Raw genomic sequence first — 26,637 nt, 5'->3', positions numbered from 1 at the left:
GCTCTCTGTAGCAGCGGCGCAAGCCGCGTCGGCGGTACCTGCAGTGTAACTGGCTGACCGCGCTGAACCCGGACGCGGCTTGCACCGCTGCTACAAGGGATTACGACAAGCCGCATTGACAGCGCGATCTCTGTAGCAGCGGCGCGAGCCGCGTCGGCGGTACCTGCGGTGCGACAGACGTTGAAGTGAATGAAACAGCGACGAGATAAACGATCATGAGCAACACCGACAATCCGAATCCGACCATCGACGCCCAGCGCCGTCGCGTGCTGCTGGGCCTGGGCGCCGCCGGTGCGGCCCTGGCCGGTGCCGGCCTGAGCTGCCCGGCGATGGCCGCCCCCGCCGCCAAGGTCACCGAAGCGCCAAAAAGCGAAAAGACTCAGGACCGCCATGACTACCAGGGCGTGCACCAGACCGGGATCGTCACACCGCGGCCAGCCGCAGGCATGCTGGTGGCATTCGATGTACTGGCCAGTGATCGCGAAGACCTGGAGCGCCTGTTCCGCACCCTGGACGAGCGCATCCGCTTCCTGATGACTGGCGGCCCCGTGGCGCAGGTCGACCCCAAGCTGCCGCCGGTGGATTCGGGCATCCTTGGCCCGGTGGTGGTGCCAGACAACCTGACCATCACCGTGTCGGTGGGCGAGTCATTGTTCGACGAGCGCTTCGGCCTCGCCGATGCCAAGCCCAAACGCCTGTCGCGGATGGTCGGTTTCCCCAACGATGCGTTGGAAGCGGATCAATGCCACGGTGACCTGACCCTGCAGTTCTGTGCCAATACCCCGGACAGCAACATCCACGCCCTGCGCGACATCGTCAAGAACCTGCCCGACCTGCTTTTCGTGCGCTGGAAACAGGAAGGTACGGTGCCGCCGCAGGCGCCTGCCAAACCTGGCGAGCCTGAACAGAGCGCGCGCAACTTCCTCGGCTTTCGTGACGGCTCGGCCAACCCGGACTCCAACGACACCCGGCTGATGGATGCGCTGGTATGGGTACAGCCTGGCAGCGACGAGCCAGCCTGGGCCGAGCATGGCAGTTATCAGGCGGTGCGCATCATCCGCAACTTTGTCGAACGCTGGGACCGCACGCCGCTGCAAGAGCAGGAGAATATCTTTGGCCGGGTGAAAACCACCGGTGCGCCCATGGACGGCCGGCTCGAAAGTGACGTGCCGGACTACGGCAAAGATCCCGAAGGCAAGCTGACCAAGCTGGACGCGCACATTCGCCTGGCCAATCCGCGCACCCCGGAGTCGCAGCAGAACCTCATCCTGCGTCGACCCTTCAATTATTCGAACGGGGTGAACAAGAACGGCCAGCTGGACATGGGCTTGCTGTTCATCTGCTACCAGGCGGATCTGGAAAAAGGTTTTATCACCGTGCAGACCCGCCTCAACGGCGAACCGCTGGAGGAATATCTCAAGCCCGTGGGCGGCGGTTATTTCTTCACCCTGCCAGGAGTGACCAGCGCCCAGGATTTCATCGGCCGCAGCCTGCTCGCTGCGAGCAAGAACCTCACCACCACTGCATGACCACTTGATACAACCGGGGAACCACTCATGACAAAGACGCCACTCGCTCTGCTGCTGACCCTTGGCCTGTTCAACGCTCCGCTGTCGGCCTCTGCCGCGACCCAGTCGCCGTTGGATCTGGTAGGGCCGGTTTCGGACTACAAGATCTACGTGACCGAGAAGGTCGATCAACTGGCCGTGGAAACCGCCAGGTTCACCGACGCGATCAAGAAAGGCGACCTGGCCACCGCCAAGAAGCTGTATGCGCCGACCCGCGTGCACTACGAGGCCATCGAGCCGATCGCCGAGCTGTTCAGCGACCTGGATGCGTCGATCGATTCGCGTGTCGATGACCACGAAGCCGGTGTGAAGGCGGAAGATTTCACCGGTTTTCACCGCCTGGAATACAGCCTGTACTCGGAAAATACCACCAAGGGCCTGGATGCATTGGCCGACGGTCTGCTCAAGGATGTGAAGGACTTGCAGAACCGTATCGCCGAGCTGACCTTCCCGCCGGAGAAAGTGGTCGGCGGTGCCGCCGCACTGCTCGAAGAGGTGGCCGCGACCAAGGTGTCCGGTGAGGAAGACCGTTACAGCCATACCGACCTGTATGATTTCCAGGGCAACATCGACGGTGCGAAGAAGATCGTCGACCTGTTCCGTCCGCAGATCGAAGGCCAGGACAAGGCGTTCGCAGCCAAGGTAGACAAGAACTTCGCCACCGTCGACAAAATCCTGGCCAAGTACCGCACTGCCGATGGCGGCTTCCAAACCTACGACAAGGTCAAGGAAAACGACCGCAAGGCACTGATCGGCCCGGTCAACACCCTCGCCGAAGACCTCTCCACCCTGCGCGGCAAACTCGGCCTGAACTGAGCCGTCTGCTGGTGATAAGGGCCCTTCCAAGGGCCCTTTTTCGTGGGCGCCGTTTTTGTCAGGAACCTTTTTCTGCAGCGGCTGTTTTTGTGGGAGCGGGCTCTGCCCGCAAGGCCCACTCCCACACCCATGCATTCTGTAGCAGCGGCGCAAGCCGCGTCTGCTGACACCGCCCTCTTCCTGATCAATCACAATCTGCCCCTGCGGCCAGCACCACTGTAGATCATTCGGCTTTCACCACCCATCTTTGCAATGAGCAGTCATGAAAAGAACTACTCGACTACCGGAACAATGTAAATAATATCCCAGCCAACATGGAAATATTTTCCAGTCAATAGAAAAGCACAGTAGACCATCTAAAGTTATCTGGAAGGGACTTTCCTTCGTGAAAACTTAAGGACAACGAAGATGAAACGTACTGTAATTTTCATGACCTTGATGGTACTGGGTCATTCATCCGCCCAGGCAGTAGAGCCTGAAACGCCAACTTTTAATTCATCCTCCATCAATTGGATTTCCAACGTCGATGCGCCTGCCGAGTTGAAAGCCAGGTGGGTACAAGAATGGCGAAAGGCAATCGACGAAATGCCTATGGATGAAAAGAAGATTTCATCCCTTGCCGCAGAAGTATCGACTTTCATGGCGGATGCGCTGAAAACCCGTGCGGCATCTCAACATAAAACGTCGGCAAACCCGAACCCAAAAGCCAATGTGCCTTCAAAGACGGGGACCGGAGAGGAGCTGGCAGCCAAGCTGAATGCCCGGTTCAATCACGTGGTACCGGACTGTGAAAGCAAGGCGGCATACCGGTGCTCAGGCATTGTGCTGCGGAGCAACGAGCATGGCGGCACCGTACCGACATGGGTTCCGGCGGGTACCTCCGCGTTGAAAGACATCCTGCCGATGACCTATATAAGACAGGACATAACCAGTGCAGCAACGTCGATCTGGGCTTATCAGACCATGGGATTCGGAATCCTGCTTAATGCCGCAGACGAAGTCGCCTACAGCACACGTTGCATATTTCCTATAAACGGCTATTCCAATTCCAATGCCGACAATGGCTGTGGCGTGATCGAGCAGCCTCAGTCTGATGTTGACAACAGCAACTGTGCCGCCCTTGGCGTCACCACCGCTGCACAATGGATGGAGAAAACGACTTATATATTTCCCTATTGCTCGTTCAGCACGCACTCCCCCGCTCCGTTCATGGAAGCTGTAAAAGCGCAAAACCTGTGGCACACGCAGCGGGAGCCGGAGGAATGGAATGAGTTGATAGTGAATGCGTCACCGGAAAACTGGGATGCCGAGAATCCAGCCAATGATCCGATAGAAGCTTTGTGGTATCACAAACGGGCCAAGCAATCGGACCATTATCTGACGGGGCGCTGGGGTGCTCAACACGAGCAGCTGTTGATCTTCGAGATGACCGGCAAGGCTATTCCTGTCATTTCAATCGACGACACCAAGCCTGATGCACCTTTTGGGTATGCGGCTGAAGACCAGCTGGTCTGGTCATCGAGCGGCGCAGAACCAAGTCGTTAGCAGCACAAGCCGCGTCTGAAATATATGCGGTGTACTTGCACGACCGCAGTGTGACCAGACGCGGCTTGCGCCGCTGCTACAGGGACGTGGTGTGATGGCCGGGTGCCGTTAAGCTCGTGCTCGAGGCAAGGGTTTGGCACCAAGCTCGCTGGAGATGGCGTGGGCGGCTTTCTGGACCACAGGAACCAGGGATTCCATCTTCTCCACAGGCATGTAAGGCAGCGTACTGGCGACACTGATCGCGGCCACGATTTGTCCGCTGGCATCGCGGATGGGTGCAGCCACGCAGCGAATCGACGGTTCGTTGTCTTCCAGGTCGAACGCATAGCGACCCGTCACATAGGTTTGCATACGGGCCTGGAACTGGGGCCAGGTGAGTTGCGGGTGGTCGGGCCACAGGGCGGATTCCGCCGCAACGGCCTCCCCCCGTTCGAACAGCCTCTGCCATTCGGCCGCCTCGGCGTCGAGCATCAGCGCCTTGCCGATGCCGGTGCGCGCCAGCGGCATGCGATGACCTACCCGCGAACGCATCTCCGGGCCATTGCGCCCTGGGGTCTTGTGCAGGTACAGCACCTCGTCGCCGTCGCGAATCGCCAGGTGAATGGTATCGCCGGTTCGCGCCGACAGTTCATCCAGCCAAGGGCTGGCCAACATCACCAGTGGCACTTCGTCCCGTGCCTGGAAGCCCAGCTCGATCAGCCGCGGCCCGAGCAGATAGCCCGCCTGGGGCAGCACCCGCAAGTAGCGCTCGTCCACCAGGCAACTGACCAGCCGGTGGGTGGTGCTGCGCGTGGTGCCGATGCGCCGTGCGATCTCTTTCAGATCACGGGCGCCGCCGGCCACGGCCTGGATCACTGCCAGCCCGCGGAGCAGGGTCTGGGTGCCGGTCGGTGCGGCGGGGGGCATGTCGTCCTGCATGGTCAACCTTCGCGTCAGGTAAAAGCAGGCGCATTATGTTCGCCTGCTCGCAATCGGGTCAAAGCTCGATCCGCTCGACCTTGCCCACCAGCAGAATGTAGGACAACGCCCCGACCAGCGCCGTGACCGCAATGTAAGTGATCGCGGGCGCGAACGAGTCGCCGGTCGCCAGGAAGCCGATGGCGATCGGTGTGGTGATCGCCGACAGGTTGCCGATGAAGTTGAACACCCCGCCCGTCAGCCCCAGTAACCGCGCAGGGGCCAGGGTCGAAACCAGCGACCAGGTGATCGACGCCAGGCCGTTGCCGAAAAAGGCCAGCGCCAGGCAAGCGATGACCAGCGGGGTCGAATCGACGTAGTTGGCGCCGATGATGCACGTCGAGATCAGCAGGCCGCCGATGATCGGCAGCTTGCGCGCCAGGCCGATGCTGGCACCGCGACGGATCAGCCAGTCGGAAAAGAACCCCGAGCACAGCACGCCGACAAAAGCGGCCAGGAACGGCAGCGAGGCGAGCATGCCCGATTTGATGAAATCCATGCCGCGGTATTTCACCAGGTAAGTCGGGAACCAGGTCAGGAAGAACCACAAGGTCGAGTTGAGGCAATACTGGCCCAGGTAGATACCCCAGAGTTTGCGCTTGCTCAACACGATGCCCAGGTCGGTCCAGCTGAAACCGGCCTTGGCCTGGCGCGCCGATTTCTGCATGTCGACCAAGCCGCCGCCGTCGCTGATGAGCTGGATTTCGGCCGCGTTGGCGCCTTTGAAATCGCGCGGCTCGCGATACACCGCGTACCAGATCACTGCCCAGACAATGCCCACCAGACCGGTGCTGACGAACACCATGTGCCAGCCGAATTCGTGCTGCAGCCAGGCCAGTACCGGGGTGAGGAAGGCCAGGCCGACGAATTGGCCCGAGGTGTAGAAGCCGATGGCGGTGGCACGTTCGCGCTCGGGGAACCAGGTCGTCACCACGCGGCTGTTGATCGGATACGCCGGCGCTTCCAGCGCGCCCACGGCCATGCGCAGCACGAACAGGGCGATGAAACTGCCGGCAAAGCCGAGCATGACGGTGGCAATGGACCACAACGCCAGGGCCACGCTGTAGAGGATGCGTGGCGGAACGCGGTCGACCAGCCAGCCGCCGGGGATCTGCATGGCGGCGTAGGTCCAGCCGAATGCCGAGAAAATCAGGCCGACGTGCACCGGATCGATGCCCAGGTCGCTGGTCAGCGCCGGTGCGGCGATGGACAGGTTGCTGCGGTCCAGGTAGTTGATCACCACGGTGATGAACAACAGCACCATGATGAAAAAGCGCTTGCGGCTGGGCGTCGCCAGCGCCGGCGCGGCGGTAGTGGATTGGGTATGCATGGGGTGCCTCTTATTGTATTTGTAGAGGGGTGATGCGGCGACAGGCCGGACGCCTTCGCGAGTAGAAATCTCGCCGCCCGTGTGGGAGCGGGGTGGGCGGCGAGCTTTCTACCCGCGAAGGCCGCGCCGCGGTATCAGCGGTGGATCACCACTCGGCGAAGCTGCCGTCGGCATGGCGCCAGATCGGGTTGCGCCAGCGATGGCCGATCTCTGCGCGCTCCCGCACGTACTCCTCGTTGATCTCGATCCCCAGCCCCGGCCCGTTCGGAATCTTCACGAACCCATTGTCGTAATCGAACACCTCGGGGTGGGTGACATAGTCGAGCAGATCGTTGCTTTCGTTGTAGTGGATGCCCAGGCTCTGCTCCTGGATGAAGGCGTTGTAGCAAACCGCATCCAGCTGCAGGCACGCCGCCAGCGCGATCGGTCCCAACGGGCAATGCAAGGCCAGCGCTACGTCATAGGCTTCGGCCATGTTGGCGATCTTGCGGGTCTCGGTGATGCCCCCGGCATGCGAGGCATCGGGCTGGATGATGTCCACATAGCCTTCACTGAGAATCCGCTTGAAGTCCCAACGCGAGTACAAACGCTCACCGAGTGCGATCGGCGTACTGGTCAACGGCGCCAGCTCCTTGAGCGCTTCGTAGTTCTCGCTCAACACCGGCTCTTCGATGAACATCAGCTTGAACTGGTCCAGCTCCTTCATCAGCACCTTGGCCATGGGCTTGTGCACCCGGCCATGGAAGTCGACGCCAATGCCCACGTTCGGCCCTACCGCATCACGCACCGCCGCAACGCTGGCCAGGGCGCGATCGACCTTGTCGAACGTGTCGAGAAACTGCAGTTCTTCGGTACCGTTCATCTTCACCGCAGTGAAACCACGGGCCACCGCCTCGCTCGCCGCGCGCGCCGTGTCGGCCGGGCGGTCGCCGCCGATCCACGAGTACACCCGGATCCGATCGCGTACCTGCCCGCCAAGCAGGTCGCTGACCGAAACGCCCAGGGCCTTGCCCTTGATATCCCACAGCGCCTGATCGATACCGGCCAGGGCGCTCATGTGGATGGCGCCGCCACGGTAGAAACCGCCGCGGTACAGCACGGTCCAGATGTCTTCGATATTGCGTGGGTCCTTGCCGATCAGGTAATCGGACAATTCGTCAACTGCGGCAGCCACGGTGTGCGCGCGGCCTTCGACCACGGGCTCGCCCCAGCCAACCACACCCTCGTCGGTCTCGACCTTGAGGAAGCACCAGCGCGGTGGAACGATGAAGGTCGTGAGTTTGGTGATTTTCATCTGTTGTCTCTCTTGTTCGATGGACGCTCGAGCGTCTGTAAATGTTGCCGTTGCCGCCCGTATGGATTTCGTAGGAGCGGTCCGTGGCCGCGAACCGGGCGACGCGGTGGATCAGTCACTGTGCTGTGCCCCTTCGCGGCCGATGACCGCTCCTACAGGGGCGCACAGCGTGTCAACCTTTCAATGACTGCCAGGCCTGGACGTACGCCTTCGCGTTATCCGCCACCTGTTGCACCGTCATGCCTGGCTTGAACAGGCCCGAACCCAGGCCAAACCCGGCAACGCCGGCGTCGAGAAACGGCTGCATGTTGTCCGGGCTGATGCCTCCCACCGGTACCAGCGCCGTCCCTTTGGGCAGCACCGCCAACAGGGCCTTGACCACGGCCGGCGTCAGTGACTCGGCCGGGAACAGTTTCAACACGTCGGCACCGGCAGCCAGCGCGGCGAACGCTTCGGTCGGCGTCAGCACGCCCGGCGCCAGGAACATCTCGGCCTCCTTGGCCGCCTTGAGCACTGCAGGATCGCTGTGCGGCATGACGATCAGTTGCCCTCCCGCCGCCTTGACCTGAAGTACCTGCTCGGCCGACAGCACCGTTCCGGCACCGATCAGGCAATCGGCAGGCAAACTGTTGCGCAACAGCCGAATGCTGTCGAAAGGCTGCGGAGAGTTGAGCGGCACCTCGATGATGCGAAACCCGGCGCTGTACAGCACCTCGCCGATGGTCACCGACTCTTCGGGGCGCAGGCCGCGCAAAATGGCGATCAGCCCGTTCTGGGCCATTGCTTGCTTGAGCATGTCAAACCTCTTGGAACTGTTGAGCGACGAGCCCGGCGGCCAGCGCCAGGCTCCAGAGACCGCGTTCGGTGGCCTGTTCGGCCAGGCTGACGCTGTTGAAGCCACACAAGGCCAATGCCTGCCGATAGCGCTGGCACAACGCACTGCTGCCGATCAGGACCACAGCCGGCAGCGATTCCTGCCCGCTGCGCTGACGCAGCATTTCGGCCAGGGCGCGCAGCTCGTGGCCAATCATCAGGCCAGACAGATAGTCCGCTTGTTCACTGCTCGCCAATTGGCCGGTGAGGCCAAGGCTGCGCGCGCTGAACATGGTCGACAGCACGCCGATGCTGCCCTCGCGCGACATCGCCACGGCTACACCGCGCTCGAACGCCGCGCCGTCGAACGACGCACTGCGCTTCTGCGTGCGGCCGAGAATGGTGTGGGCACTGGCTGCGGCGAACAGCTCGCCGGTCATGAAGGTGTCGAAATGCTCGATGCGCTGCTCGACCACCCTCGCCCACTTCGAATGGCTGCCAGGCAGGCCGATCAGCAAGGTCTGGTCGCGCTCGCCCGAAGGCAACGACTGCAGCAGGCCGAAGATCTGGGTTTCCTCGCCGCGCATGACGTTGGGCAGTGCCGAACGTTGCAGCACGCCGGGCACCAGATGCACATAGATACCCCTGAGGGTACGCACGCGAGCCATGCCGGCGGCGACATCGGCGGCCTGCGCCGGGCTCTGGCAATACGGCACCTCGTGCCAACCCTGGGCGCTGCCGACCATGCCACAGGCGATCACGGCAACGTCAGGAAAAGCATCGAGCCAGTCGCCGCAGGCTTCATCGAAGGTCAGCTCGAAACCATCGCTGGTCTGTTCGCCGCAAATGCTACGGGGGGTGTTGGACAACTGCATGATGCCCCGATCCAGCGAACGCTGGTCGAGTACGTGGCCATCAGGGCCGAGCAGATAAGCTCGCAGGGAACTGGTTCCCCAATCGAGTGCAACGATTTGCGGCTGCATCGCTTCACCTTGTTTGTTTTTGGTAGTGAGTGGCGGTGTGTGATGGCCGACTATAAATCCATTTGAACGATAATCTCAATATATAATTATCAATCCCATATATAGGGATTATTTACATCACTCCTGTGGGAGCGGGCTCTGCCCGCGAAGAATGCCCCGCCGTGTATCTGTCAGACCGCAGCGCCTCATTCGCGGGCAGATCCCGCTCCCACATGGGAACCGAGATCGAGGCATAAAAAAACCGGCCTGGTGGCCGGTTTGTTTGAGGTCAGGCGTAGGCCTGAAGAGGTCGGCGTCTGCCGAAGAGCCAGGCGGTGCCGACACCGACCGCACCCATCACCACGCAATAGCCCACACAGACCCACGGGCTCCACGGCATCAAGGCGATCAGCAGCAGCGGCGTGGTACTCGCCCACAGCGCATACGCGATGTTGTAGGTAAACGAAATGCCCGATACACGCACCTTGGCGGGAAACAGGCCGACCATCAGCGACGGCACCACACCCACCACTCCACACCCCAGACCGGCCAGCGCATAGGCCACGGCAAGACTGCCGACCCCGGCAACCAGGCTGGCATAGAGCGCGGTGATGCCCAGCGGCAGCAGCACGCTATAAAGGACCAGCGCACGCCAGGCGCCGATGCGATCGACCAGCAGGCCAGCCAATACGCAGCCAATGTTGAGGAAGACGATACCCAGGCTACTCAGCGCAAAGGTGTGCCGCGCATCCAGGCCAAAGCGCTGCTGCATCACCGTCGGCGTGATCACCACCAGCACCACCACCGCCGAAGTCAGCACACACGTCAGCAACACCGCCGGGATCAACGAGGCGCGGTGTTCACGCAGCACGGTACGCAGGGAGAATTCGCTGACCTGCTCACTGCGCGCGCGCATGGCCAGAAATACCGGTGTTTCGCTGAGCAGCCGCCGCAGCCACACACCGACCACGCCGAATACGCCGCCCAGCAGGAAGGGCAAACGCCACGCCCAATCGAGGATTTCCTGAGGGGTGTACACCCGCGCCAGCACGGTGGCAGTCAATGCGCCGAGCAGATAGCCAAAGGTCAGCCCCGCTTGGAGAAACCCCAAGGCATAGCCGCGTCTTCTCAGCGGCACGTGCTCGGCCACGAACACCCAGGCGCTGGGCACCTCGCCCCCCACGGCAGCGCCCTGCAGAATGCGCAGGGCCAGCAGCAGCAGCGGCGCGAAGTAACCGATCTGCGCATAGGTGGGCATCATGCCGATCAGCAGGCAGGGCACCGCCATCATCAGGATGCTCAGGCTGAACACACGCTTGCGCCCCAGACGATCGGCGAAATGCGCCATCAGGATGCCGCCCAACGGGCGGGCCAGATAGCCGGTCACGAAGATACCGAAGCTCTGCAACAGGCGCAGCCACTCGGGCATCTGCGGCGGGAAGAACAGCTGGCTGAGGGTCAGGGCGAAGAATACGAAGATGATGAAATCGTAGATTTCCAGCGCGCCACCGAGGGCCGCCAGACCGAGGGTCTTGTGGTCGCTGCGGTTGAGCAGCAATGGCTGGGCAGAGCTATCGGCAGGCATGGGCAAGTCCGCTGGTGGCCGACGGCGCGTATCCTCGCGCCTGTCAAAGGCGCGCAGGATAGCAAAAACCGTCAGGCGTGGCAGGCGCTATGAGGTGCCTATCCCGTAGGAGCGGTCATCGGCCGCGAAAGGAGCGCCGCAGACTGGCTGATACACCGCAATGCCCGGTTCGCGGCCGACGACCGCTCCTACAGCGGCGGTGAGCTGAGGGACTTGCGTGCTCGGATGCCATCGCCGATCACGCGAACGCGATGCTCCGGCGGCGCCTTGGGCGATTCGACAATGGCCATGAAGGTCTGCAGCGCGTCGCGGTCCGGCAGCTGCGTGACGCTGGTGCTCAACCGCTCACCGCCAGGGTCGGCCAGTTCGGTTTCGATCCGCTTCTGGCTTTCATACAGCAAAGCATGGCGAACGTGCTCACTGTTCTTGCAGAACCGCGGCAGATCGACACCCGACCGCACAGCCATGTCAGTGTTGGCAATCAACAGATCGAAAGGCTCGTAAGCGCTTTGCACCATGGTCAGCAGTTCGTCGAGCGAACCCACCGGCACCACTCTGAAATAGCCCAGGTTGTTGAGCGTTCGTTCGATCTGCACCGCCTGCTGGTCCAACTCGTCGGCAATCAGAATCCGCAATCTCTTGTCAGCCATCATCCACTTCCCAGGCGTCGGCGCAGGACGATCCCTTACCCGCCTCGCCAAGCCACTACAGCGGGTGCAATTCAACCCGCGGCTTCCAATGATCATCACCCCCAGGGGGTGGCCCGCCGGCAAGCTTACTCTCCCAAACGACAGTTCGAAACGGAAAACGTCGAGCGTTTGACGATAAATCACAAACTACATTTGAGATTGTCTGCAAGCTGATGTTTTGTAATGCTTTAATTCTTTATTACTTAAAGTTTACCCAGCATATTTCCGACGGTTAGCGCCGTTTCCAGATACATTTCCGGTGACAACACGGAACGAGCGGCAAGTACCTGCGCTCATAGCTTCGAACCCTCCCCTAATTCACGCTAGCTGCATCAGCGTACGGCAGGCCCCGCTTGCCGTTGAGAGAGGACCTGACGCATTGTGTTCACCTGAACGCGCGGGAGTCGACAATGATCCGCTTTGCCATCATCGCTCCACCCCTGCCGAGCCACTTTCAACCGCTTGAAAACCTGGCAATGGAGCTGATCGACCGCGGACACAGCGTCACGTTCTTCCACCAACCCGACGCACGTCATCTATTGCATTGCAACAGGGTCAAATTCCGCAGCGTCGGCCAGGAACGCTTTCCTGCCGGAAGCCTGGCAAAAAGCCTTGCACTGGCAGCCAATTTCGACACTTTGCTCGGCCAGCGGCGTACCTACGCCGATATGGCGCAAGTCACGCAGATGCTCTGTGAAGAGTTGCCCAACGCTCTGCGCGAAGAACGCATCGACGCCGTGCTGTGCGACCAGATGGAAGCAGCGGGCGGGCTGGTGGCAGAGTCGCTTGGCCTGCCGTTCGTGTCCGTCGCCTGCGCATTGCCGGTCAACCGCGAGGACATAACCGTACCGTTGGCCGTATTGCCCTACCCGTACGAGCGCGGCGAAGACGCCATCGAGCGGTATGCGCGCGCCGAGCGCCGGCATGACTGGGTCATGAAGCCATTGCGCAAAGCCATTGCCCGTCAGTCCGTCGCACTTGGGCTGAGCGTCCGCGAGGGCCTGCATCAATGCCTGTCGCCGCTCGCGCAAATCAGCCAAACGGTGCTGGAGTTCGATTTTCCGCGGCCCAACCTGCCGCCATGGTTTCATGAGGTCGGCCCCCTGCGCCGGGTGTCCGATGAGACCAACCACCTGCCCTACACGTTGGACAATGCTCGGCCTTTCGTCTTCGCAACCTTGGGCCGGCTCCATGGCAACCGCATGAGCCTGTTCAAACGCATTGCCCAGGCCTGCAAGTTGCTCGATGCCCAACTGCTGGTCATGCATTGCGGTGGGCTGAGTCATCGGCAAAGCGATCAACTGCTGCGGCACGGCGCAACCTGGGTCACGGATTTTGCCGACCAGCCCATGCTGTTGCAGTATGCCGACGTGCTGGTGACCCACGGCGACCTCGACATCGTGCTCGAAGCCGTCGTGGCAGAAACGCCGATCCTGGCCTTGCCCATCGCCGCCGACCAGCCAGGCGTTGCGGCGCGGGTGGCCTACAGCGGTTCCGGCGTGCACGCCAGCCGGCATTGCAGCAGCCGGGAGTTGGCGGAACACATGCGTCATCTGCTGGAGAACCAATGGCCCGACCTGGAGAACCTGGCCGATGCCATCCACCTGATGGGCGGCACCCAGCGGGCTGCCGATATCGTCGAGGCGGTGATTCCCGACCGGTTCAAACTGCGTCTGGTCAGCTCCAGCTGAGCCTGCGACCGATCGTCAATTGACGACCAGCTTGTCGCGGTTGCGATCCAGCAAGGCCTTGCCGATACCCGTAACCTCCAGCAGTTCTTCCACCGAGTCGAATGGCCCGTAGGTCTGTCGGTGCTTGACGATGGCGGTCGCCTTGGTCAGGCCGACCCCGGAGAGTTCCTTCTTGAGGGTTTCAGCGTCGGCCGTATTGAGGTTGACCCTGCCCGGCAGTCCCGGATGGGCAACCGATACCGAGGCGGCAGGCGCGGCCATAACTGGCGAGCTTAGAATGGGCACCGCGGTGCTGGCGAAGAATGCCAGCGCCAGTGCAGGAAGGAGGATCTTGCGCATTGCTTATGCTCCATGACTTGAATGAGAAGTGCGGCATTCCCGAGCCGCCTGCCAACCCTAGCCCCGCATCGCAGATGTTCCAGTGCCACCCTGTTGCACGACGTGTCGCACTGGCCCTGCCCCGGGCTGCGCGGGCGCCTGACGGATCGAAGGCATGTGTAAGTAGCTATGTGCGCTGCACCAGCCCGTAGGATTTTTCGGCGTTCGGACCTTCTGTGTTGATGCAAAGTCACATCCACGTACAATCCACCCGCCCCCAAACACTTCACTGCCAAGGCCTATGGACAGACAACCTCTCATGCAATCCCAGAGTACTTCCGTGCGCGAGCGTACGGTGCACGTGCTGAACGCCTATGTGCTCCCCATCGGCTGGTTGGTCATCATGACCGGCATGTTCTGGGCATGGGATCGCTCTCTGTATCACAAGCTGTTCTACATCTTCCTGGCGGTGCCCACCCTGCTCGCCCTGGCATTGCAGCCGGGTCCGTTCAAGGCGCTGGTGCGCAACCCGATGTTCCTTGCCTTCGTGGCCTTCAGCGCCTACATCCTGCTGAGTGTCAGTTGGGCCGCAGACGGCGAAGACTTCGGCTCGCTGTTCAAGCGGCCGCTCTACATCGCCATGGTGCTGCTCTCGGCTGGCCTGATCGCGCTGAAGGTGCCCGCGCGACTGGCGCAACTCACCCGTGCAGCGGCAGTGATCGCCACGGCAGCGGCGGGTTTGTCGTTGATCTATTTCTATGGCGTGCAAGGCGCGTCCCTGGGCAGCCGTCTGGATGGGTATGGCGCGCTCTACAACCCTCTGCTCAGCGCCCATGTGTTCGGCGCCTTTGCCAGTGTCTGGCTGGCCACCTGGTACATCGGACGCAATCCGTGGAATCCGTTGGCGCTGGGGTGCCTGGCGGTACTGGGCGTAACCTTGATCGCCACGGGTTCGCGGACGCCGATCATCGGCATGGCGGCGGCATTGCTGTGGCTGATGGCGGCGGGAAACAAGAAACGCGGCGGGCTGGCAATTGCCATTGCACTGCTGGGGATCGCAGCGCTGTACGTGGTAATGCCCGATGTGCTGACCTCGCGCGGGGCGTCGTACCGGCCGGAAATCTGGATGGAGTCACTGCGTCAGATCGGCGAGAACCCGTGGTTGGGGCGCGGCTACGATTCGGAGATGACCATCGTCATACCTGGCCTGCCGTACACCTTGGCCGACCCGCATAATATCGAACTGGGCGTGCTGTACATCGGCGGCGTTGCAGGGCTCAGCCTGTGGATGGTGCTGTATGGTCTGGCCATGCGCTTCTGCTGGATGAATCGCCGCGAACCGCAGGTGGTGTTGGCCGCAACCTGGCTGGTGTTCGGGTTTGCGTCGGGGCTGACCGAAGGCAGCGCCTTCATGTCTCGCCCCAAGGAGCACTGGTTCCTGATCTGGATTCCGATGGCGCTGGTGTACGCGCAATGGCTATGCCACTGGGGCAACCGCCTCAGCCGCCCTGCCAAGGCCGTTTGAGTGACATTACGGATTGTCTGATGCAACGCAGTGCGCCTTTCGCGGCCACGGACCGCTCCTACGGAGAATCCGACGCCCCGTAGGAGCGGTCATCGGCCGCGAAAAAGGCTACGCGGATTTCAGCTGAATACCATACGGAGCATGCCGCGCAGGGTCTTCCTGTTCCAGGCCCTGAGCGGAATCATGCCCAGCAGCTCTCTGCTCAGGCCCTTGTCCTTGCGCGCATACTTCAAGAACATCGAATTGAGAAAACGCCAGCGCACCTGCTCGTACGCCGGGTGCTCGCGGTACACGGCGTAGGTCTTGAGCACGTTCTCGACCATGAAGCGGCCATTCTTGTAGGTGTTGGTCGCATGCTTGCGGTACTGCGCCAGAGGCTCACCCAGTACATCGATGAAATAACCCGCGCGGGTCACTGCCAACTCGATATAGACATCCTCAAGGCGAATCTCCGGATCGAACCCACCCACCTTCTCCAGCGCCTCGCGACGGAACATCAGCGTAGCGGCGGTCGGCCCCGGCTTGCGGTCCATGAACATGTCGTCGAAATCCAGCCGGCGGAACGGCTCATTGCGCTTGCGCTGTTCACGCTCGCACATCACCTTGCCGGTCGCATCGATGATCTCGGTATTGGCCGAGCAGATACCCACCTCGGGCTTGCCTTCCATGTACGCCACCTGAGTGGCGATACGATGGGCGAACATCACGTCATCCGACCCGAACGGCACCACCAGGCTGCCCTGGCAACGTGCCACCGACTCGTTCAGCGTCCGCGACAGCCCCTTGTTCTCCTGCACGCGCAGATCGAAACCATGCTCGGCACTGAGTTTGCGCAGCAGCTCGACGCTGCCATCGGTCGAACCATCGTCCACCACCAGCAACTCGATGTTGGCGTAGGTCTGCGCCAGCACGCTGCCGATCGAGGCCTCGATATACGGCGCATGGTTGTACGAGGCGATGATCACCGACACCAAGGGCTGCTTTCGATTGTCGGAGGTGGACGTGTTCATATTCGCTGCTCTGAAAAAGTGATGCCGTGTCTACGCGAAGGTAGGCACTCTAGGTACGACGAGCGGCCGAGCCAATCGCCAGGGCCATTCGCATTGTAACAATGCATGACCTCAATGGATGTGAGGCCTTGCTTGCAACGCTGGCAAGCGCATGACGCTTCCAACTACTTCATCCAGCCACGGTTGTTGGCTGGCGGTTGCGGGCATAGGCCAGAAACGCCTCGAGGTCGTCGCTGCACAGCAGATGAGCCACGGCTTTGACTTCGGCAACAGGCCAGTCCCACCACGCCGACGCCAGCAAGGCGTCCCGTACGCGTTCTTCGAAACGCCATTTGATGAACCGACACGGGTTGCCCCCCACCACGGCATAGGGCGGTATGTCCTTGGTCACCACCGCGCCGGCTGCAACCACTGCACCATGGCCAACCGTCACACCGGACAGAATCAACACATTAGCGCACAGCCAGCAGTCGCTGCCGATCACTACGTCGCCTTTGGTGGGCGCTGCGCCCGGCACGTCCTTGACCTCGTCGATGATCAACGGAAACGGAAAGCACGACACCCAATCGGTGCGATGGCCACCCCCGAGCAGAATCTTCACCCCCTCGGCGATCGAGGTGTAGTTGCCGACCTTCAAGGTGGTGTCGTCACCGAACTCCTGCACGTCGGGAATGCCGTAGGTGCCCACCCCGATTGCATACTGGGGGTAGCGCATGCGGATTCGCTCGGGCCCGCGAAACAGCTTCTCGAACTGCCCGAGGTGCTTGCGAACCTTCCTTTTCTTCAACCGGTCCCACCACTTCATCGACGCACTTCCTTACTTACCAATGCAGCACCAGACGCTTGAGACGGCGAAGCGTGGTGCGATCCCATAGCTTGAGCGGGATGGAGCGCAGCAGTCGCAGCGCATCCTTCTTGTCTTCCACCACCGCGTATTTCAACGCCTTGTTGACCAGTTTGGCGCGGCCGCGCTCATAGCCGGGGTGCCCGCGATAGGGCTCGATGGCGCGCATGTCGGCTTCGAACAAGGTCTTGTAGCGGCGCGAAAGGTTGTGCGGATGGCGCCGGTAGCGGGTCACGATCACCGGCAGCATATGGATCTCGACGCCCTGTTCGGCAATGCGCAGGGTGATCTGGAAATCCTGGACCTTGATCGCCGGGTCGTAGAACTTGGCCTTGCGCAGCACGTCCATGCGGTACAACGACACTGGCGCGCCGCAGACCCGGGCATTGGCGAGGATGTCGGCGAAATCCATGCGGCGGATGCGCGTGTGCGTCTGGTCCTTGAGGGCGTTGCCCTGGGTGTCCATGTAGGTGATCAATGCACCTACCGCGCCGACTTCAGGGTTCTGCTCCAGGTAATCGACACGTACGCGCAGAGAGTGGGCGAGCATGATGTCGTCCAGATCCGGCGTGGATACGTATTTGCCGCGGGCGTGCTGCAGGCCGAAATTCAGCGCGGCGCTGACACCCTGGTTGGTTTGCCGCAGCAACTGGAAGTCGTAGGTCGCCTGCAGCGCGGTGAGCATCTCGATGCTGCGGTCACTGGAACCGTCGTCGACGATGATCACTTCGAAATTCGGATAGTCCTGGGCGAAGATGCTGGCCAACGCCTCTTCGAGGAAATTTTCAGCGTTGTAGCACGGCGCCACGATCGAAACGAGGGGCAAATCCGCTACGTCGGCTCGAACGGCAGGTTCGGAAAGTATGTCGGTCATTTTATGGGCAACGACTAATTCGGGTATGTACGGCCTGATATCGGCAGCGCTGCATGATGGGCGATCCGTACCCGATTGTCGACCAATCCATGGCCCCCACCGTAGGAGCGGTCATTGGCCGCGAAAAGGTCCGCGCGGTGGGTCAGGCGAAATGCGGGGCGGCCTTCGCGGCCACTGGCCGCTCCTACGGGGGGGCGGGTTTGCAAGACGCCGGATCAGTCGGGGGTGCCGCGGTGCTGTTGGATGTGCAGCCAATCGACGATCTCGCCTTCGGGCGCGTAGCCGCTCACGGCTTCCTGCAATATCTCGCGGACCCGGTCGAAATCCGTGTCATCCAGTGCCCGCAGCAAACCGGTCAGCTCGCCCTTGAGGGCTTCCCATGGCAAATGATCCTCATGGGCGCTCATGATCATCGGATGACGGGTAGCCACCACGTTGTTGCCGATCAGCAATTCCTCATACAGCTTCTCACCCGGCCGCAGCCCAGTGAACTCGATGCCGATATCCCCTTGGGGATTCTGCTCGGACCGAATGCTCAAGCCCGACAAGTGAATCATCTTCTGTGCCAGGTCGATGATCTTCACCGGCTCGCCCATGTCCAGCACGAACACCTCACCACCACGCCCCATCGACCCGGCCTGGATCACCAACTGCGCGGCCTCGGGAATGGTCATGAAATAGCGGGTGATGTTCGGATGGGTCACCGTCACCGGCCCGCCCGACTTGATCTGCTTGTGAAACAACGGAATCACCGACCCCGACGAGCCGAGCACATTGCCGAAGCGCACCATGGTGAAGCGTGTCTTGTTCACCCGCGCGACGTTGGCCGGGTCGCCGAACAACACCGGCGCCACTTCACGGCTCAGCGCCTGCAGGGTCATCTCCGCCAAGCGCTTGGTGCTGCCCATCACGTTGGTAGGCCGCACCGCCTTGTCGGTGGAAATCAACACGAAGTTGGCCACCCCCGCCTGCAACGCCGCCTGGGCGCAGTTCAGCGTACCCAGCACGTTGTTGCGTACACCCTCGGCAATGTTGTGTTCCACCATCGGCACATGCTTGTAGGCCGCCGCGTGGTACACCGTGTCCACCTTCCAGGTGGTCATCACCTCGAGCAGCTTGGCCTGGTCGCGCACCGTGCCCAGGGTCGGCAGCATCTGTACGTGCAACCCTTCACGGGCAGCACGCTGCTCCAGCTCGCCGCTGATGGTGTACAGATTGAATTCGCCATGATCCAGCAGAATCAGCAGCGCCGGCTCAAGGCCAAGAATCTGCCGGCACAGCTCGGAGCCGATCGATCCCCCTGCCCCGGTCACCAGCACCGACTTGCCAGCAATGCAGTGTTCCAGCAAGTCATCCTGCGCAGGCACCGAATCGCGACCGAGCAGGTCGGCAATGTCCACTTCCTGGATGTCGTCGACCTTCACCTCACCACTGGCCAGCGCGGTGAAGTTGGGCACACTGCGCACGTGCAGCGGAAAGCCTTCGAGGAAACTGAGAATTTCGCGACGCCGCGAGCGCGACGTCGACGGCAACGCCAGCAACAGCTCCTCGGCGCCGGTCAGATCGATCATGCGCTGGATATGCTTGGGCTTGAACACCTGAATACCGGCAATCACCCGGTCGGATATGCTCGGGTCGTCGTCGATGAACGCCACCGGACGCATCACCCGGCCCATGCGCAGTGCGGCAACCAGTTGGTTGCCTGCAACACCGGCGCCGTACACCGCCACCTTGGTCAAACGGTCGTCACGCCCGGCGAACGGCACGTTGTGCACGGCGTTGAACCAGTCGCCCATGAAGTATTGGCGCATGGCCAGGCGCAGGCCGCCGATGATGACCAGGCTGATCCACCAATAATTGAAGATGATCGAGCGCGGCACCACCGTCTGGTGGTTGCTGTACCAATACACCACCACCGCCAGGATCAGCGCCGACAGGCTGACCGCCTTGACGATGGCCACCAGTGCATCGTTGCCGAAGTAGCGCATCACCGCGCGATACATGCCGAAACGAATGAACAGCGGTATGGCCACGAACGGCGCGGCCACGAACAACCATTCGTGCTCGCGGATCGGGTTGTACATGTCCTCGATGCCCAGGCGCACCAGAAAGGCCATCCACAGGGCGACCCAGACCAGCACGATGTCCGCGACCACTTGCAGCATGCGCTTCTGGCGACGTGGCAAACCCAGCAAGCGTGTACGTATTCTATCCATCAGTATTCGACCCGAATGGCCCCAGACCGTGACGGTCGGTTGTAGCAACTACGTAACCTTAAGTGCGATCAGCCGATTGCACCAGTGCGCGAACGCAATTTCATGCGCGTTCCAATTCCCCCGCATGATAACGAAAAGCCAGCCACAACAAAGGGATGTACGCAATAAAGGTGCCTAGAACGGGGCTCAGACCGAAAACCGTCACGGCAATGGCCCAGGGTAACAGCCAGCCCAGCGTGATCGACGCCGTCGCCAGGGTCACCGGCAGATGACGCCCGTAGACCCGCGAGGCGTACTGATAGGCGTGGCTTCGATGAGCCTGATACACCTTGTCACCGCGCAGCAAACGCCGCAGCAAGGTGAACGTGGCGTCGACGATGAACACACCCAGAAGGATCACCCACCCCCAGAAGTAAGCCGGCTCGGTCCACGCTGCCTGAACCGACAGCACCGCCAGCACCAGCCCAAGAAAACCGCTGCCCGCATCGCCCATGAAGATCTTCGCCGGCGGCCAGTTCCACAGCAGAAAGCCCGACACCGCCGCCGCCAGCACGGCCGGCAGCCACATCAACTGCGCATGCCCGCCAAGCGCATAGATCAAACAGGCCCCGGCGCACACGCAGATGGCCTCGACACTGGCGATACCGTCAATGCCGTCCATGAAGTTGTAGAGGTTGAGCATCCACACCAGGTACAACAGGCCGAATACCCACCACAACGCGGCAAGCCCGTCGACCGCACCGATCACGCCAGGCATGCCACCCAGGCACAGCAGGGCCCAGCCGCCCGCTGTGAAATGCCCGAGCAGGCGCCAACGTGCAGCGATGTGATTGTGATCATCGAGAAAACCCACCACGGCCACCAGCGCCCCACTGCCGAACAGGGCCAGCCAAACATGGCTTTCGAGCATTCCCCAAAGCGCCAGCCCGCTGATGGCGGCCAGAAACACCAGTACGATCGCCACGCCACCGCCGCGCGGGGTCGGCACCGTGTGGGAACTGCGCGCGTTGGGCACGTCCATCAGGCTGCGCGCCAGCGCATAGCGACGCAAAGCGAAGGTCAGCCCATAGGCAAGCACCAGCACGACCAGCAGCCATACCAGCAAGCTCATCGACGGCGCGCTGCCACGTAGGGCCGCGCCGTGGCGGCTAACGCGTCGGCCATGGAGGTGGGCGGCTGCCAGCCCAGCAATTGGCGATTCTTGTCGATGTCGACTTCCAGGGAATCAAACAGCCGTTGCGTCACTGCACCCTGCCCCAAGGCATTGGCCACGCGGCTCATCCACGGCAACGGCACATCGAGCAGCCGCGGCTGCTTGCCCATCGCCGCAGCCATGGCGCGCACCAGGTTCGCAGTGGACACCGGCTCGCCATCACTGACCAGAAAGGTTTGATTCGACGCAGCCGGATGTTCCAGGCAGGTGCACACCAGATCCGCCAGATTGTCCAGCGCCACCAGGCTGCGACGGTTGCTGGTCTTGCCCAAAGGCAGCGGCACACCACTGCTCACCAGACGCAGCAGCGTCTGGAAATTCGCGCGCACGCCTGGCCCGTACACCAGCACCGGGCGAATGATCACCACCTCCATGCCAGTGCCTGCTGCCAATGCTCGCAAGCCCACTTCCGCTTCCAGCTTGGAAATGCCGTAGGCATCCCGCGGAGACGGCTCGTCGTCGGCACGAAACGGCTGCCCCGGCTCGGTGGCTTCGCCATTGACCTTGATCGAACTGATGAAAACAAAGCGCCGCACCCCGGCCTGCGCCGCTTGGCGGGCAAGGTTCAGCGTGCCTTCGACATTCACCCGGCGAAATTCGGCCAAGGGATCGGCGTGCGACTCGCGCATCACGTGCACACGCGCAGCGGCGTGCACCACACTGTCAATGCCGGCGAGCGCGCTGGTCCAGTCGGTGTCGGCGGCCAGCGTGGGCACCACGCAGCCTTCCACCCCAATGGGCAGTTTTGTGTAGGCGCGGCGCACGGCGGCGCGGGTGATCGGGCAGCCCAGCCGCACCAGCCGAGCCGCGACAGCGGCACCGACAAAACCCGACGCGCCAGTTACCAAAACAGCTTTCGAGATCATGGGCGAGCACCTTGGTCGAATGGATTAACGCTGCAATACGTCGTGATACAACTGCACATAACTGTCCGCCATTCCCTGCGCGGTAAACACCTGCTGGAAGCGACGCGCCGCGGCGGCGCCCATGGCACTGGCCAGGGCTTCATCGTTCCACAGTGTCTGCATGGCCGCCGCCAGCGCCTGGGGATCACGCGGCGGGATAACGAGTCCGGTTTCACCGGCCAGGTTGATGTAGCTCATGCCGCTGCCGATGTCGCACGAAATCATCGGTTTGCCATACATGGCGCCTTCAAGCAGCGAAATGCCGAACGACTCGGAACGCAGGTGCGACGGAAACACGAAGGCGTGGCACAGGGTCAGCAGCGCCGCCTTGTCTTCATCCGGCAAGCCGCCGAGAAAATGCACGTTGCTCACTTCAAGCTGCTGGGCATAGGCCTTGAGCTCAGCTTCCAAATGGCCACCCCCAAGAATCACCACCGGTAAGCCGGTCGCCTTGGCAGCATCGAGCAGGTAGTTCAGACCCTTGTAGTAGCGCAGCGCACCGACGAAAAGAAAGAACTTGCCGGGAAAGCGCGCCTGCCAATGCGCCAGGCGCTCGGCAGACGGCGTGGAGTATGTAGCGGGATCGAGGCCGAACGGGATGACTGACAACTTTTCAGTGAAGCGCTGCAGCACCGGGCTGCTGGCCGCGTAGTCGGGTGAAGACACGACGATGCGGTCCATGGACCCGAGGAAGCGATTCATCAACGGCTGATACAACTTGAGCAGGGTCTTCTGCTTGATGATGTCGGAGTGATAACTGACCACCGACGGCTTGCCGGTGCGGCTGGCAAAATGCACCAGGTCCATGAACGGCCACGGAAAGTGGTAGTGAATCAGATCCGCCTGGCTGGCCAACTCCTTGAAATCGCCCAGCGCCGACCAGGAAAACCCGGTCGAGGCCACGTGCAAATCGAGCTTGGCACGGTGGGCCACATGGTGCCCTACCCGTTCGCCACGCGCCGCGCCGCGCTCGCTGAGGTACAACACTTCGGATTGCACACCGCCCGCGGCACATCCCTCTGCAAGCTGAAAGATGACCTGCTCGATACCGCCCATGGAATCGGGAAAGTACGTCTTGAAGAAGTGCAGCACCTTGATCATCGGGTTTCCAACGTGCGGCGATAGGATATCAACGTCTGCGCCGCACAACGGTCCCAGGAGAATCCGTCGGCGTGGGCCAGACCACGTTGCCGAGCCTCGGCGCGCCATGGGTCGTCTTCCAGCGCCTTGGCCATGTGCTGCGCCAGGGTTTCGATATCCATCGCCTCGCACATCAGCGCCGCCTCGCCCGCCACTTCCAACAGGGACGAGTTATTGGCACAGACCACCGGCACGCCCGAACTCATCGACTCCAGCACCGGCAGGCCAAACCCCTCGTACAACGACGGAAAGGCAAACAACCGCGCGCCCGCGAACAGCACCGGCAAGTCCTCGGCCGGCACGAAGCCCAGATAGCGCGCCCAGCCCTGGCGCTGCGCCGACTCGATGCGCGCAAAGATCGCCTCGTTCTGCCAGCCTCGGTAGCCGGCCAGGATTAACGGCCAGCGTTGGCGCGTGGCCAGCGGCAGCGTTTCGTAGGCCGTGAGCAGTGTCTCGATGTTCTTGCGCGGCTCGATGGTGCCGGCGAACAGGCTGTAGCCTTCGTGGCTCAACCCGTAGCGCCCGAGCACTTCAGCGGTTTGCGCCGCGCTGCGCGGATGAAACTCCGGCGAACTGGCCAGCGGCACGGTATCGATCCGCTCGAGCGGCCAATCGAAATACTCGGCCAGTTCGCGCCGGGTAAATTCGGAATCGGTGATCAGGCGGTCCGCACGCTTCAAGGTCAGCCGCAGCTCTTTCTGCAGGTAGCGCGCCAGCTGCGGCGCGTGACACTGGGACCAGGTAAACGGCGACAGGTCGTGAAAGGTCGCAATGCGCGGCCCCTTGAACGGCGGCAGGTAATAATTGGGGCTGTGATACAGATAATCGCCATGCCCTTTCAGGGCACGCGCCTTGAGCAATGGCATCAGCAGACGATAGGCCTCGATGGCCAGAAAGTTTTTCTGCACTGCCCGCTTGAGGCTGTAGCCGCTGCCGGACGCGTCCGCAGCACTCGGCAGCGCCGGCAAGAAGCTGCGCCCGGCAAAGAACTGCAGGTCGGTTATTTCCGGACTGCTCTGCAGGCGTCGCGCCAGCTCATAGGTATAACGTCCAATGCCCGTCAGCGGAAAGCGCACAGGCTCGACGGAAAGGACGACCTTCATTTATTGGGCAGCCAACATCCATTGCAGGGTGTCGCGTAACGGCGGGGTCTGCCAGTCGCCCACCAGCGAACGCAGACGGGTATTGTCACCGCACAGCGTCTTCACTTCATTGGCGCGCACGAATGCGGGGTTCACTTCCACACGGATGGAATGGCCGGTGATGCTTTCGCACAACTCGATCACTTCACGCAGCGAATGGGTGACACCCGAGCTGACATTGACGGTCTGCCCCAAGGGCTTGTTTTCCAACAGCCCACGGTAAGCCGCGACCAGCGCGCGTACGTCGCTGAAATCGCGCCACACGTCGAGGTTGCCCAACTCGATCACGTCGGCCTTGCGGCGGAAGTGCGAGACGATCTTGGGCAACAGAAAATTGTCCGCCTGCCCCACCCCGGTGTAGTTGAACGGCCGGGTGACGACAATGGGCAAGCGGTTTTGCCACAAGCTGGCCATGTATTCCATGGCCAGCTTGCTGACGGCGTAATCGTTGGCCGGCGCGGGGGCCGTGCCTTCGTCCAGCATGCCTTCGGATGCATTGCCGTACACATTGGCGCTACTGGCCAGCAATACACATTCAGGCGCCTTGCCCGAAGCGGCGACCGCTTCGAGCAGGTTGCGCGTACCGATCAGGTTGACCTGATAGAACGCATCAGCCACGCCATGGCCCACGAACGCCAGTGCGGCGAGGTGAACCACGTAATCGGGCTGCAGCTCTGCCAGCAACGCGCTGAGCCTGGGCGCATCGTTCAGATCGGCCTGGTAGTAACCTGGCTCCTCCGACGGCTGACTGCCCAAGCCGATGACTTCATACCCATGGGCCTGCAACTCGGCGGTCATGTAGCGGCCGGTGAAACCCTGGATACCAGTGATCAATGCGCGTTTGCCGACATTAGCCATCAGAAGGAAAACCCTTTCTCGTTGCGGCGCAGGTCAGCCTCGACCATCATCCGGCACAGCTCTTCCAGCGAGGTCTTCGGTTCCCAGCCCAATACGGCCTTGGCCTTGGCCGGGTTGCCGATCAGCAGGTCAACTTCGGTTGGGCGGTAGAACTTCGGATTGACCGAAACCAGCACCTTGCCAGTCTTGGCACACAGGCCCTGCTCGGATTCAGCTTCGCCCTGCCACTTGATCTCGATGTCCACGGCCTTGAAGGCCATGGTGACGAAGTCACGCACGGTTTCGGTACGGTTGGTGGCCAACACGAAGGTGTCCGGCTCGTCGGCCTGCAGCATGCGCCACATACCTTCGACGTATTCCTTGGCGAAACCCCAATCGCGCTTGGCGTCGATGTTGCCCAGCTCCAGGGTTTCCTGCAGGCCCAGCTTGATCTTGGCGACGGTGTCGGTGATCTTGCGGGTCACGAACTCACGGCCGCGCAGAGGCGACTCGTGGTTGAACAGGATGCCGCTGGTGGCGAAGATGCCGTACGACTCGCGGTAGTTGATGGTCATCCAGTGGGCGTACAGCTTGGCCACACCGTAGGGGCTGCGCGGGTAGAACGGGGTTTCCTCGATCTGAGGAATGGCCTGCACCTTGCCGAACATCTCGGAAGTCGAAGCCTGGTAGAAGCGCGCCTTCGGATTGACGATGCGGATGGCTTCCAACAGGTTGACAGCGCCCAGGCCAGTGATTTCGGCGGTGGTCAGCGGCTGCTCGAACGAAACACCGACGAAGCTCTGCGCAGCGAGGTTGTAGACCTCGGTGGCTTCGGTGGTCTGCAGCAAACGGATGCTGGCAGACAGGTCGGTCAAGTCGTACTCGACCAAGTGCAGGTTAGGGTTGTTCTGGATACCCAGCTCTTCGATACGCCAGAAGTTGACGGAGCTGGTACGGCGGTAGGTGCCGTATACGGTGTAGCCCTTTTCCAGCAGCAGTTCCGCCAGATAGGCGCCATCTTGACCAGTGATACCAGTGACAATAGCTTTCATGCGAATTAACCAACTCCATTTAGTGCCGACAAGGCAGCGAAAGAGAAACCGAACAACGCTTGCGGCCGCGCAAAGCACCGGCGCTCGACTTAACAAAGCGCGGAGTATACATATCCCCGCCAGCTCAGCCCAGCCTCCAACACCGGCACCATTCCCCCGCCGTCACGCTGCACACGCCGCACACCCCGTGGGAGCGGTCAGTGGCCGCGAAAAGAACACCACGGATTAACCGATACACCGCGGTGTTTCTTTCGCAGCCACTGACCGCTCCCACATAGGCTCCCACAGAGGGCTCTACACAGTTTCTACAG

23 protein-coding genes are annotated in these 26,637 nt (G+C 61.7%); 5 read left to right on the top strand and 18 right to left on the bottom strand.

The features are described from left to right. The first annotated feature begins 215 nt into the window (after window positions 1–215). From efeB to ONG87_RS09355, 3 genes are all read left to right on the top strand, one after another. The gene (efeB, locus tag ONG87_RS09365; protein ID WP_264382738.1) at window positions 216–1,529 is read left to right on the top strand and encodes an iron uptake transporter deferrochelatase/peroxidase subunit; all 1,314 of its coding nucleotides are present in this window, start codon (window positions 216–218) and stop codon (window positions 1,527–1,529) included. Between the two features lie 27 nt (window positions 1,530–1,556). After that, window positions 1,557–2,384, top strand: a complete 828-nt coding sequence (efeO, locus tag ONG87_RS09360; protein WP_264382737.1) for an iron uptake system protein EfeO — start codon at window positions 1,557–1,559, stop codon at window positions 2,382–2,384. A 408-nt stretch (window positions 2,385–2,792) separates the two neighbouring features. Then, window positions 2,793–3,929 carry a hypothetical protein gene (locus ONG87_RS09355; RefSeq protein WP_264382736.1) on the top strand — a complete coding sequence of 379 codons (1,137 nt, stop codon included), beginning with the start codon at window positions 2,793–2,795 and terminating at the stop codon, window positions 3,927–3,929. A gap of 108 nt (window positions 3,930–4,037) precedes the next feature. On the opposite strand, the gene ONG87_RS09350 is transcribed toward ONG87_RS09355, so the two are convergent. From ONG87_RS09350 to ONG87_RS09320, 7 genes are all read right to left on the bottom strand, one after another. Next, the gene (locus ONG87_RS09350) at window positions 4,038–4,847 is read right to left on the bottom strand and encodes an IclR family transcriptional regulator (RefSeq protein ID WP_264382735.1); all 810 of its coding nucleotides are present in this window, start codon (window positions 4,845–4,847) and stop codon (window positions 4,038–4,040) included. Between the two features lie 58 nt (window positions 4,848–4,905). Beyond that, on the bottom strand, window positions 4,906–6,216 hold the full coding sequence (locus ONG87_RS09345) for an MFS transporter (RefSeq protein WP_122478321.1): 1,311 nt from the start codon (window positions 6,214–6,216) through the stop codon (window positions 4,906–4,908). A gap of 145 nt (window positions 6,217–6,361) precedes the next feature. After that, on the bottom strand, window positions 6,362–7,510 hold the full coding sequence (gene dgoD / locus ONG87_RS09340) for a galactonate dehydratase (RefSeq protein WP_122478323.1): 1,149 nt from the start codon (window positions 7,508–7,510) through the stop codon (window positions 6,362–6,364). Window positions 7,511–7,682: 172 nt separating this feature from the next. Then, window positions 7,683–8,306, bottom strand: coding sequence for a 2-dehydro-3-deoxy-6-phosphogalactonate aldolase (locus ONG87_RS09335; protein WP_264382734.1), 624 nt, complete (start codon window positions 8,304–8,306; stop codon window positions 7,683–7,685). Between the two features lies 1 nt (window position 8,307). Further along, entirely contained in the window at window positions 8,308–9,306 is a 999-nt protein-coding gene (locus ONG87_RS09330) for a 2-dehydro-3-deoxygalactonokinase (protein WP_264382733.1), read from the bottom strand. A gap of 268 nt (window positions 9,307–9,574) precedes the next feature. Beyond that, window positions 9,575–10,870: an MFS transporter gene (locus ONG87_RS09325; RefSeq protein ID WP_264382732.1), complete on the bottom strand. Its 1,296-nt coding sequence runs from the start codon at window positions 10,868–10,870 to the stop codon at window positions 9,575–9,577. A gap of 188 nt (window positions 10,871–11,058) precedes the next feature. Continuing rightward, window positions 11,059–11,520 (bottom strand): histidine kinase, encoded by a 462-nt coding sequence (locus ONG87_RS09320; RefSeq protein ID WP_122478332.1) that lies wholly within the window; start codon window positions 11,518–11,520, stop codon window positions 11,059–11,061. 449 nt (window positions 11,521–11,969) lie between these two features. Here ONG87_RS09320 and ONG87_RS09315 point away from each other — a divergent pair, with 449 nt between their 5' ends. After that, window positions 11,970–13,250, top strand: a complete 1,281-nt coding sequence (locus tag ONG87_RS09315) for a glycosyltransferase (protein ID WP_264382731.1) — start codon at window positions 11,970–11,972, stop codon at window positions 13,248–13,250. Between the two features lie 15 nt (window positions 13,251–13,265). On the opposite strand, the gene ONG87_RS09310 is transcribed toward ONG87_RS09315, so the two are convergent. Continuing rightward, entirely contained in the window at window positions 13,266–13,589 is a 324-nt protein-coding gene (locus ONG87_RS09310; protein WP_122478336.1) for a helix-hairpin-helix domain-containing protein, read from the bottom strand. Window positions 13,590–13,887: 298 nt separating this feature from the next. Between ONG87_RS09310 and ONG87_RS09305 the strand changes: the two genes are divergently transcribed. Beyond that, window positions 13,888–15,093 carry an O-antigen ligase gene (locus ONG87_RS09305; protein WP_192047217.1) on the top strand — a complete coding sequence of 402 codons (1,206 nt, stop codon included), beginning with the start codon at window positions 13,888–13,890 and terminating at the stop codon, window positions 15,091–15,093. 119 nt (window positions 15,094–15,212) lie between these two features. On the opposite strand, the gene ONG87_RS09300 is transcribed toward ONG87_RS09305, so the two are convergent. The 10 genes from ONG87_RS09300 to gmd all read right to left on the bottom strand — a co-directional run bounded on the left by ONG87_RS09300 (window position 15,213) and on the right by gmd (window position 26,326). Continuing rightward, window positions 15,213–16,103 (bottom strand): glycosyltransferase, encoded by an 891-nt coding sequence (locus ONG87_RS09300; protein ID WP_122478340.1) that lies wholly within the window; start codon window positions 16,101–16,103, stop codon window positions 15,213–15,215. Between the two features lie 169 nt (window positions 16,104–16,272). Then, on the bottom strand, window positions 16,273–16,908 hold the full coding sequence (locus ONG87_RS09295; RefSeq protein WP_264382730.1) for a CatB-related O-acetyltransferase: 636 nt from the start codon (window positions 16,906–16,908) through the stop codon (window positions 16,273–16,275). A 16-nt stretch (window positions 16,909–16,924) separates the two neighbouring features. Then, on the bottom strand, window positions 16,925–17,821 hold the full coding sequence (locus ONG87_RS09290; protein ID WP_264382729.1) for a glycosyltransferase family 2 protein: 897 nt from the start codon (window positions 17,819–17,821) through the stop codon (window positions 16,925–16,927). Window positions 17,822–18,036: 215 nt separating this feature from the next. Beyond that, a complete protein-coding gene (locus ONG87_RS09285; protein WP_264382728.1) occupies window positions 18,037–20,037 on the bottom strand; it encodes a nucleoside-diphosphate sugar epimerase/dehydratase in 2,001 nt (666 codons plus the stop codon). A gap of 100 nt (window positions 20,038–20,137) precedes the next feature. Continuing rightward, on the bottom strand, window positions 20,138–21,148 hold the full coding sequence (locus ONG87_RS09280; protein ID WP_264382727.1) for a glycosyltransferase family 4 protein: 1,011 nt from the start codon (window positions 21,146–21,148) through the stop codon (window positions 20,138–20,140). Continuing rightward, entirely contained in the window at window positions 21,145–22,116 is a 972-nt protein-coding gene (locus ONG87_RS09275; protein ID WP_264382726.1) for an SDR family oxidoreductase, read from the bottom strand. Before ONG87_RS09275 ends, ONG87_RS09280 begins: the two co-directional genes overlap by 4 nt. Before the next feature lie 24 nt (window positions 22,117–22,140). Next, entirely contained in the window at window positions 22,141–23,256 is a 1,116-nt protein-coding gene (locus ONG87_RS09270; protein WP_301335543.1) for a glycosyltransferase family 4 protein, read from the bottom strand. Continuing rightward, window positions 23,253–24,398, bottom strand: coding sequence for a glycosyltransferase family 1 protein (locus tag ONG87_RS09265; RefSeq protein ID WP_264382725.1), 1,146 nt, complete (start codon window positions 24,396–24,398; stop codon window positions 23,253–23,255). The genes ONG87_RS09270 and ONG87_RS09265 overlap by 4 nt, the downstream gene beginning before the upstream one ends. Continuing rightward, window positions 24,399–25,295 carry a GDP-mannose 4,6-dehydratase gene (locus tag ONG87_RS09260; RefSeq protein ID WP_264382724.1) on the bottom strand — a complete coding sequence of 299 codons (897 nt, stop codon included), beginning with the start codon at window positions 25,293–25,295 and terminating at the stop codon, window positions 24,399–24,401. It lies immediately after the preceding gene. After that, entirely contained in the window at window positions 25,295–26,326 is a 1,032-nt protein-coding gene (gmd, locus tag ONG87_RS09255; protein ID WP_122714154.1) for a GDP-mannose 4,6-dehydratase, read from the bottom strand. The genes ONG87_RS09260 and gmd overlap by 1 nt, the downstream gene beginning before the upstream one ends. Window positions 26,327–26,637: the final 311 nt, after the last annotated feature.

Source organism: Pseudomonas sp. MM227 (assembly GCF_947090715.1).
Classification (GTDB): domain Bacteria; phylum Pseudomonadota; class Gammaproteobacteria; order Pseudomonadales; family Pseudomonadaceae; genus Aquipseudomonas; species Aquipseudomonas baltica.
This window is presented reverse-complemented; position numbering and strand designations above follow the sequence as displayed.

Excerpts from the sequence above, each read along its gene's own strand:
- efeB (WP_264382738.1), top strand. The coding sequence starts at position 216 with ATGAGCAACACCGACAATCCGAATCCGACCATCGACGCCCAGCGCCGT.
- efeO (WP_264382737.1), top strand. The coding sequence starts at position 1,557 with ATGACAAAGACGCCACTCGCTCTGCTGCTGACCCTTGGCCTGTTCAAC.
- ONG87_RS09355 (WP_264382736.1), top strand. The coding sequence starts at position 2,793 with ATGAAACGTACTGTAATTTTCATGACCTTGATGGTACTGGGTCATTCA.
- ONG87_RS09350 (WP_264382735.1), bottom strand. The coding sequence starts at position 4,847 with ATGCAGGACGACATGCCCCCCGCCGCACCGACCGGCACCCAGACCCTG.
- ONG87_RS09345 (WP_122478321.1), bottom strand. The coding sequence starts at position 6,216 with ATGCATACCCAATCCACTACCGCCGCGCCGGCGCTGGCGACGCCCAGC.
- dgoD (WP_122478323.1), bottom strand. The coding sequence starts at position 7,510 with ATGAAAATCACCAAACTCACGACCTTCATCGTTCCACCGCGCTGGTGC.
- ONG87_RS09335 (WP_264382734.1), bottom strand. The coding sequence starts at position 8,306 with ATGCTCAAGCAAGCAATGGCCCAGAACGGGCTGATCGCCATTTTGCGC.
- ONG87_RS09330 (WP_264382733.1), bottom strand. The coding sequence starts at position 9,306 with ATGCAGCCGCAAATCGTTGCACTCGATTGGGGAACCAGTTCCCTGCGA.
- ONG87_RS09325 (WP_264382732.1), bottom strand. The coding sequence starts at position 10,870 with ATGCCTGCCGATAGCTCTGCCCAGCCATTGCTGCTCAACCGCAGCGAC.
- ONG87_RS09320 (WP_122478332.1), bottom strand. The coding sequence starts at position 11,520 with ATGGCTGACAAGAGATTGCGGATTCTGATTGCCGACGAGTTGGACCAG.
- ONG87_RS09315 (WP_264382731.1), top strand. The coding sequence starts at position 11,970 with ATGATCCGCTTTGCCATCATCGCTCCACCCCTGCCGAGCCACTTTCAA.
- ONG87_RS09310 (WP_122478336.1), bottom strand. The coding sequence starts at position 13,589 with ATGCGCAAGATCCTCCTTCCTGCACTGGCGCTGGCATTCTTCGCCAGC.
- ONG87_RS09305 (WP_192047217.1), top strand. The coding sequence starts at position 13,888 with ATGCAATCCCAGAGTACTTCCGTGCGCGAGCGTACGGTGCACGTGCTG.
- ONG87_RS09300 (WP_122478340.1), bottom strand. The coding sequence starts at position 16,103 with ATGAACACGTCCACCTCCGACAATCGAAAGCAGCCCTTGGTGTCGGTG.
- ONG87_RS09295 (WP_264382730.1), bottom strand. The coding sequence starts at position 16,908 with ATGAAGTGGTGGGACCGGTTGAAGAAAAGGAAGGTTCGCAAGCACCTC.
- ONG87_RS09290 (WP_264382729.1), bottom strand. The coding sequence starts at position 17,821 with ATGACCGACATACTTTCCGAACCTGCCGTTCGAGCCGACGTAGCGGAT.
- ONG87_RS09285 (WP_264382728.1), bottom strand. The coding sequence starts at position 20,037 with ATGGATAGAATACGTACACGCTTGCTGGGTTTGCCACGTCGCCAGAAG.
- ONG87_RS09280 (WP_264382727.1), bottom strand. The coding sequence starts at position 21,148 with ATGAGCTTGCTGGTATGGCTGCTGGTCGTGCTGGTGCTTGCCTATGGG.
- ONG87_RS09275 (WP_264382726.1), bottom strand. The coding sequence starts at position 22,116 with ATGATCTCGAAAGCTGTTTTGGTAACTGGCGCGTCGGGTTTTGTCGGT.
- ONG87_RS09270 (WP_301335543.1), bottom strand. The coding sequence starts at position 23,256 with ATGATCAAGGTGCTGCACTTCTTCAAGACGTACTTTCCCGATTCCATG.
- ONG87_RS09265 (WP_264382725.1), bottom strand. The coding sequence starts at position 24,398 with ATGAAGGTCGTCCTTTCCGTCGAGCCTGTGCGCTTTCCGCTGACGGGC.
- ONG87_RS09260 (WP_264382724.1), bottom strand. The coding sequence starts at position 25,295 with ATGGCTAATGTCGGCAAACGCGCATTGATCACTGGTATCCAGGGTTTC.
- gmd (WP_122714154.1), bottom strand. The coding sequence starts at position 26,326 with ATGAAAGCTATTGTCACTGGTATCACTGGTCAAGATGGCGCCTATCTG.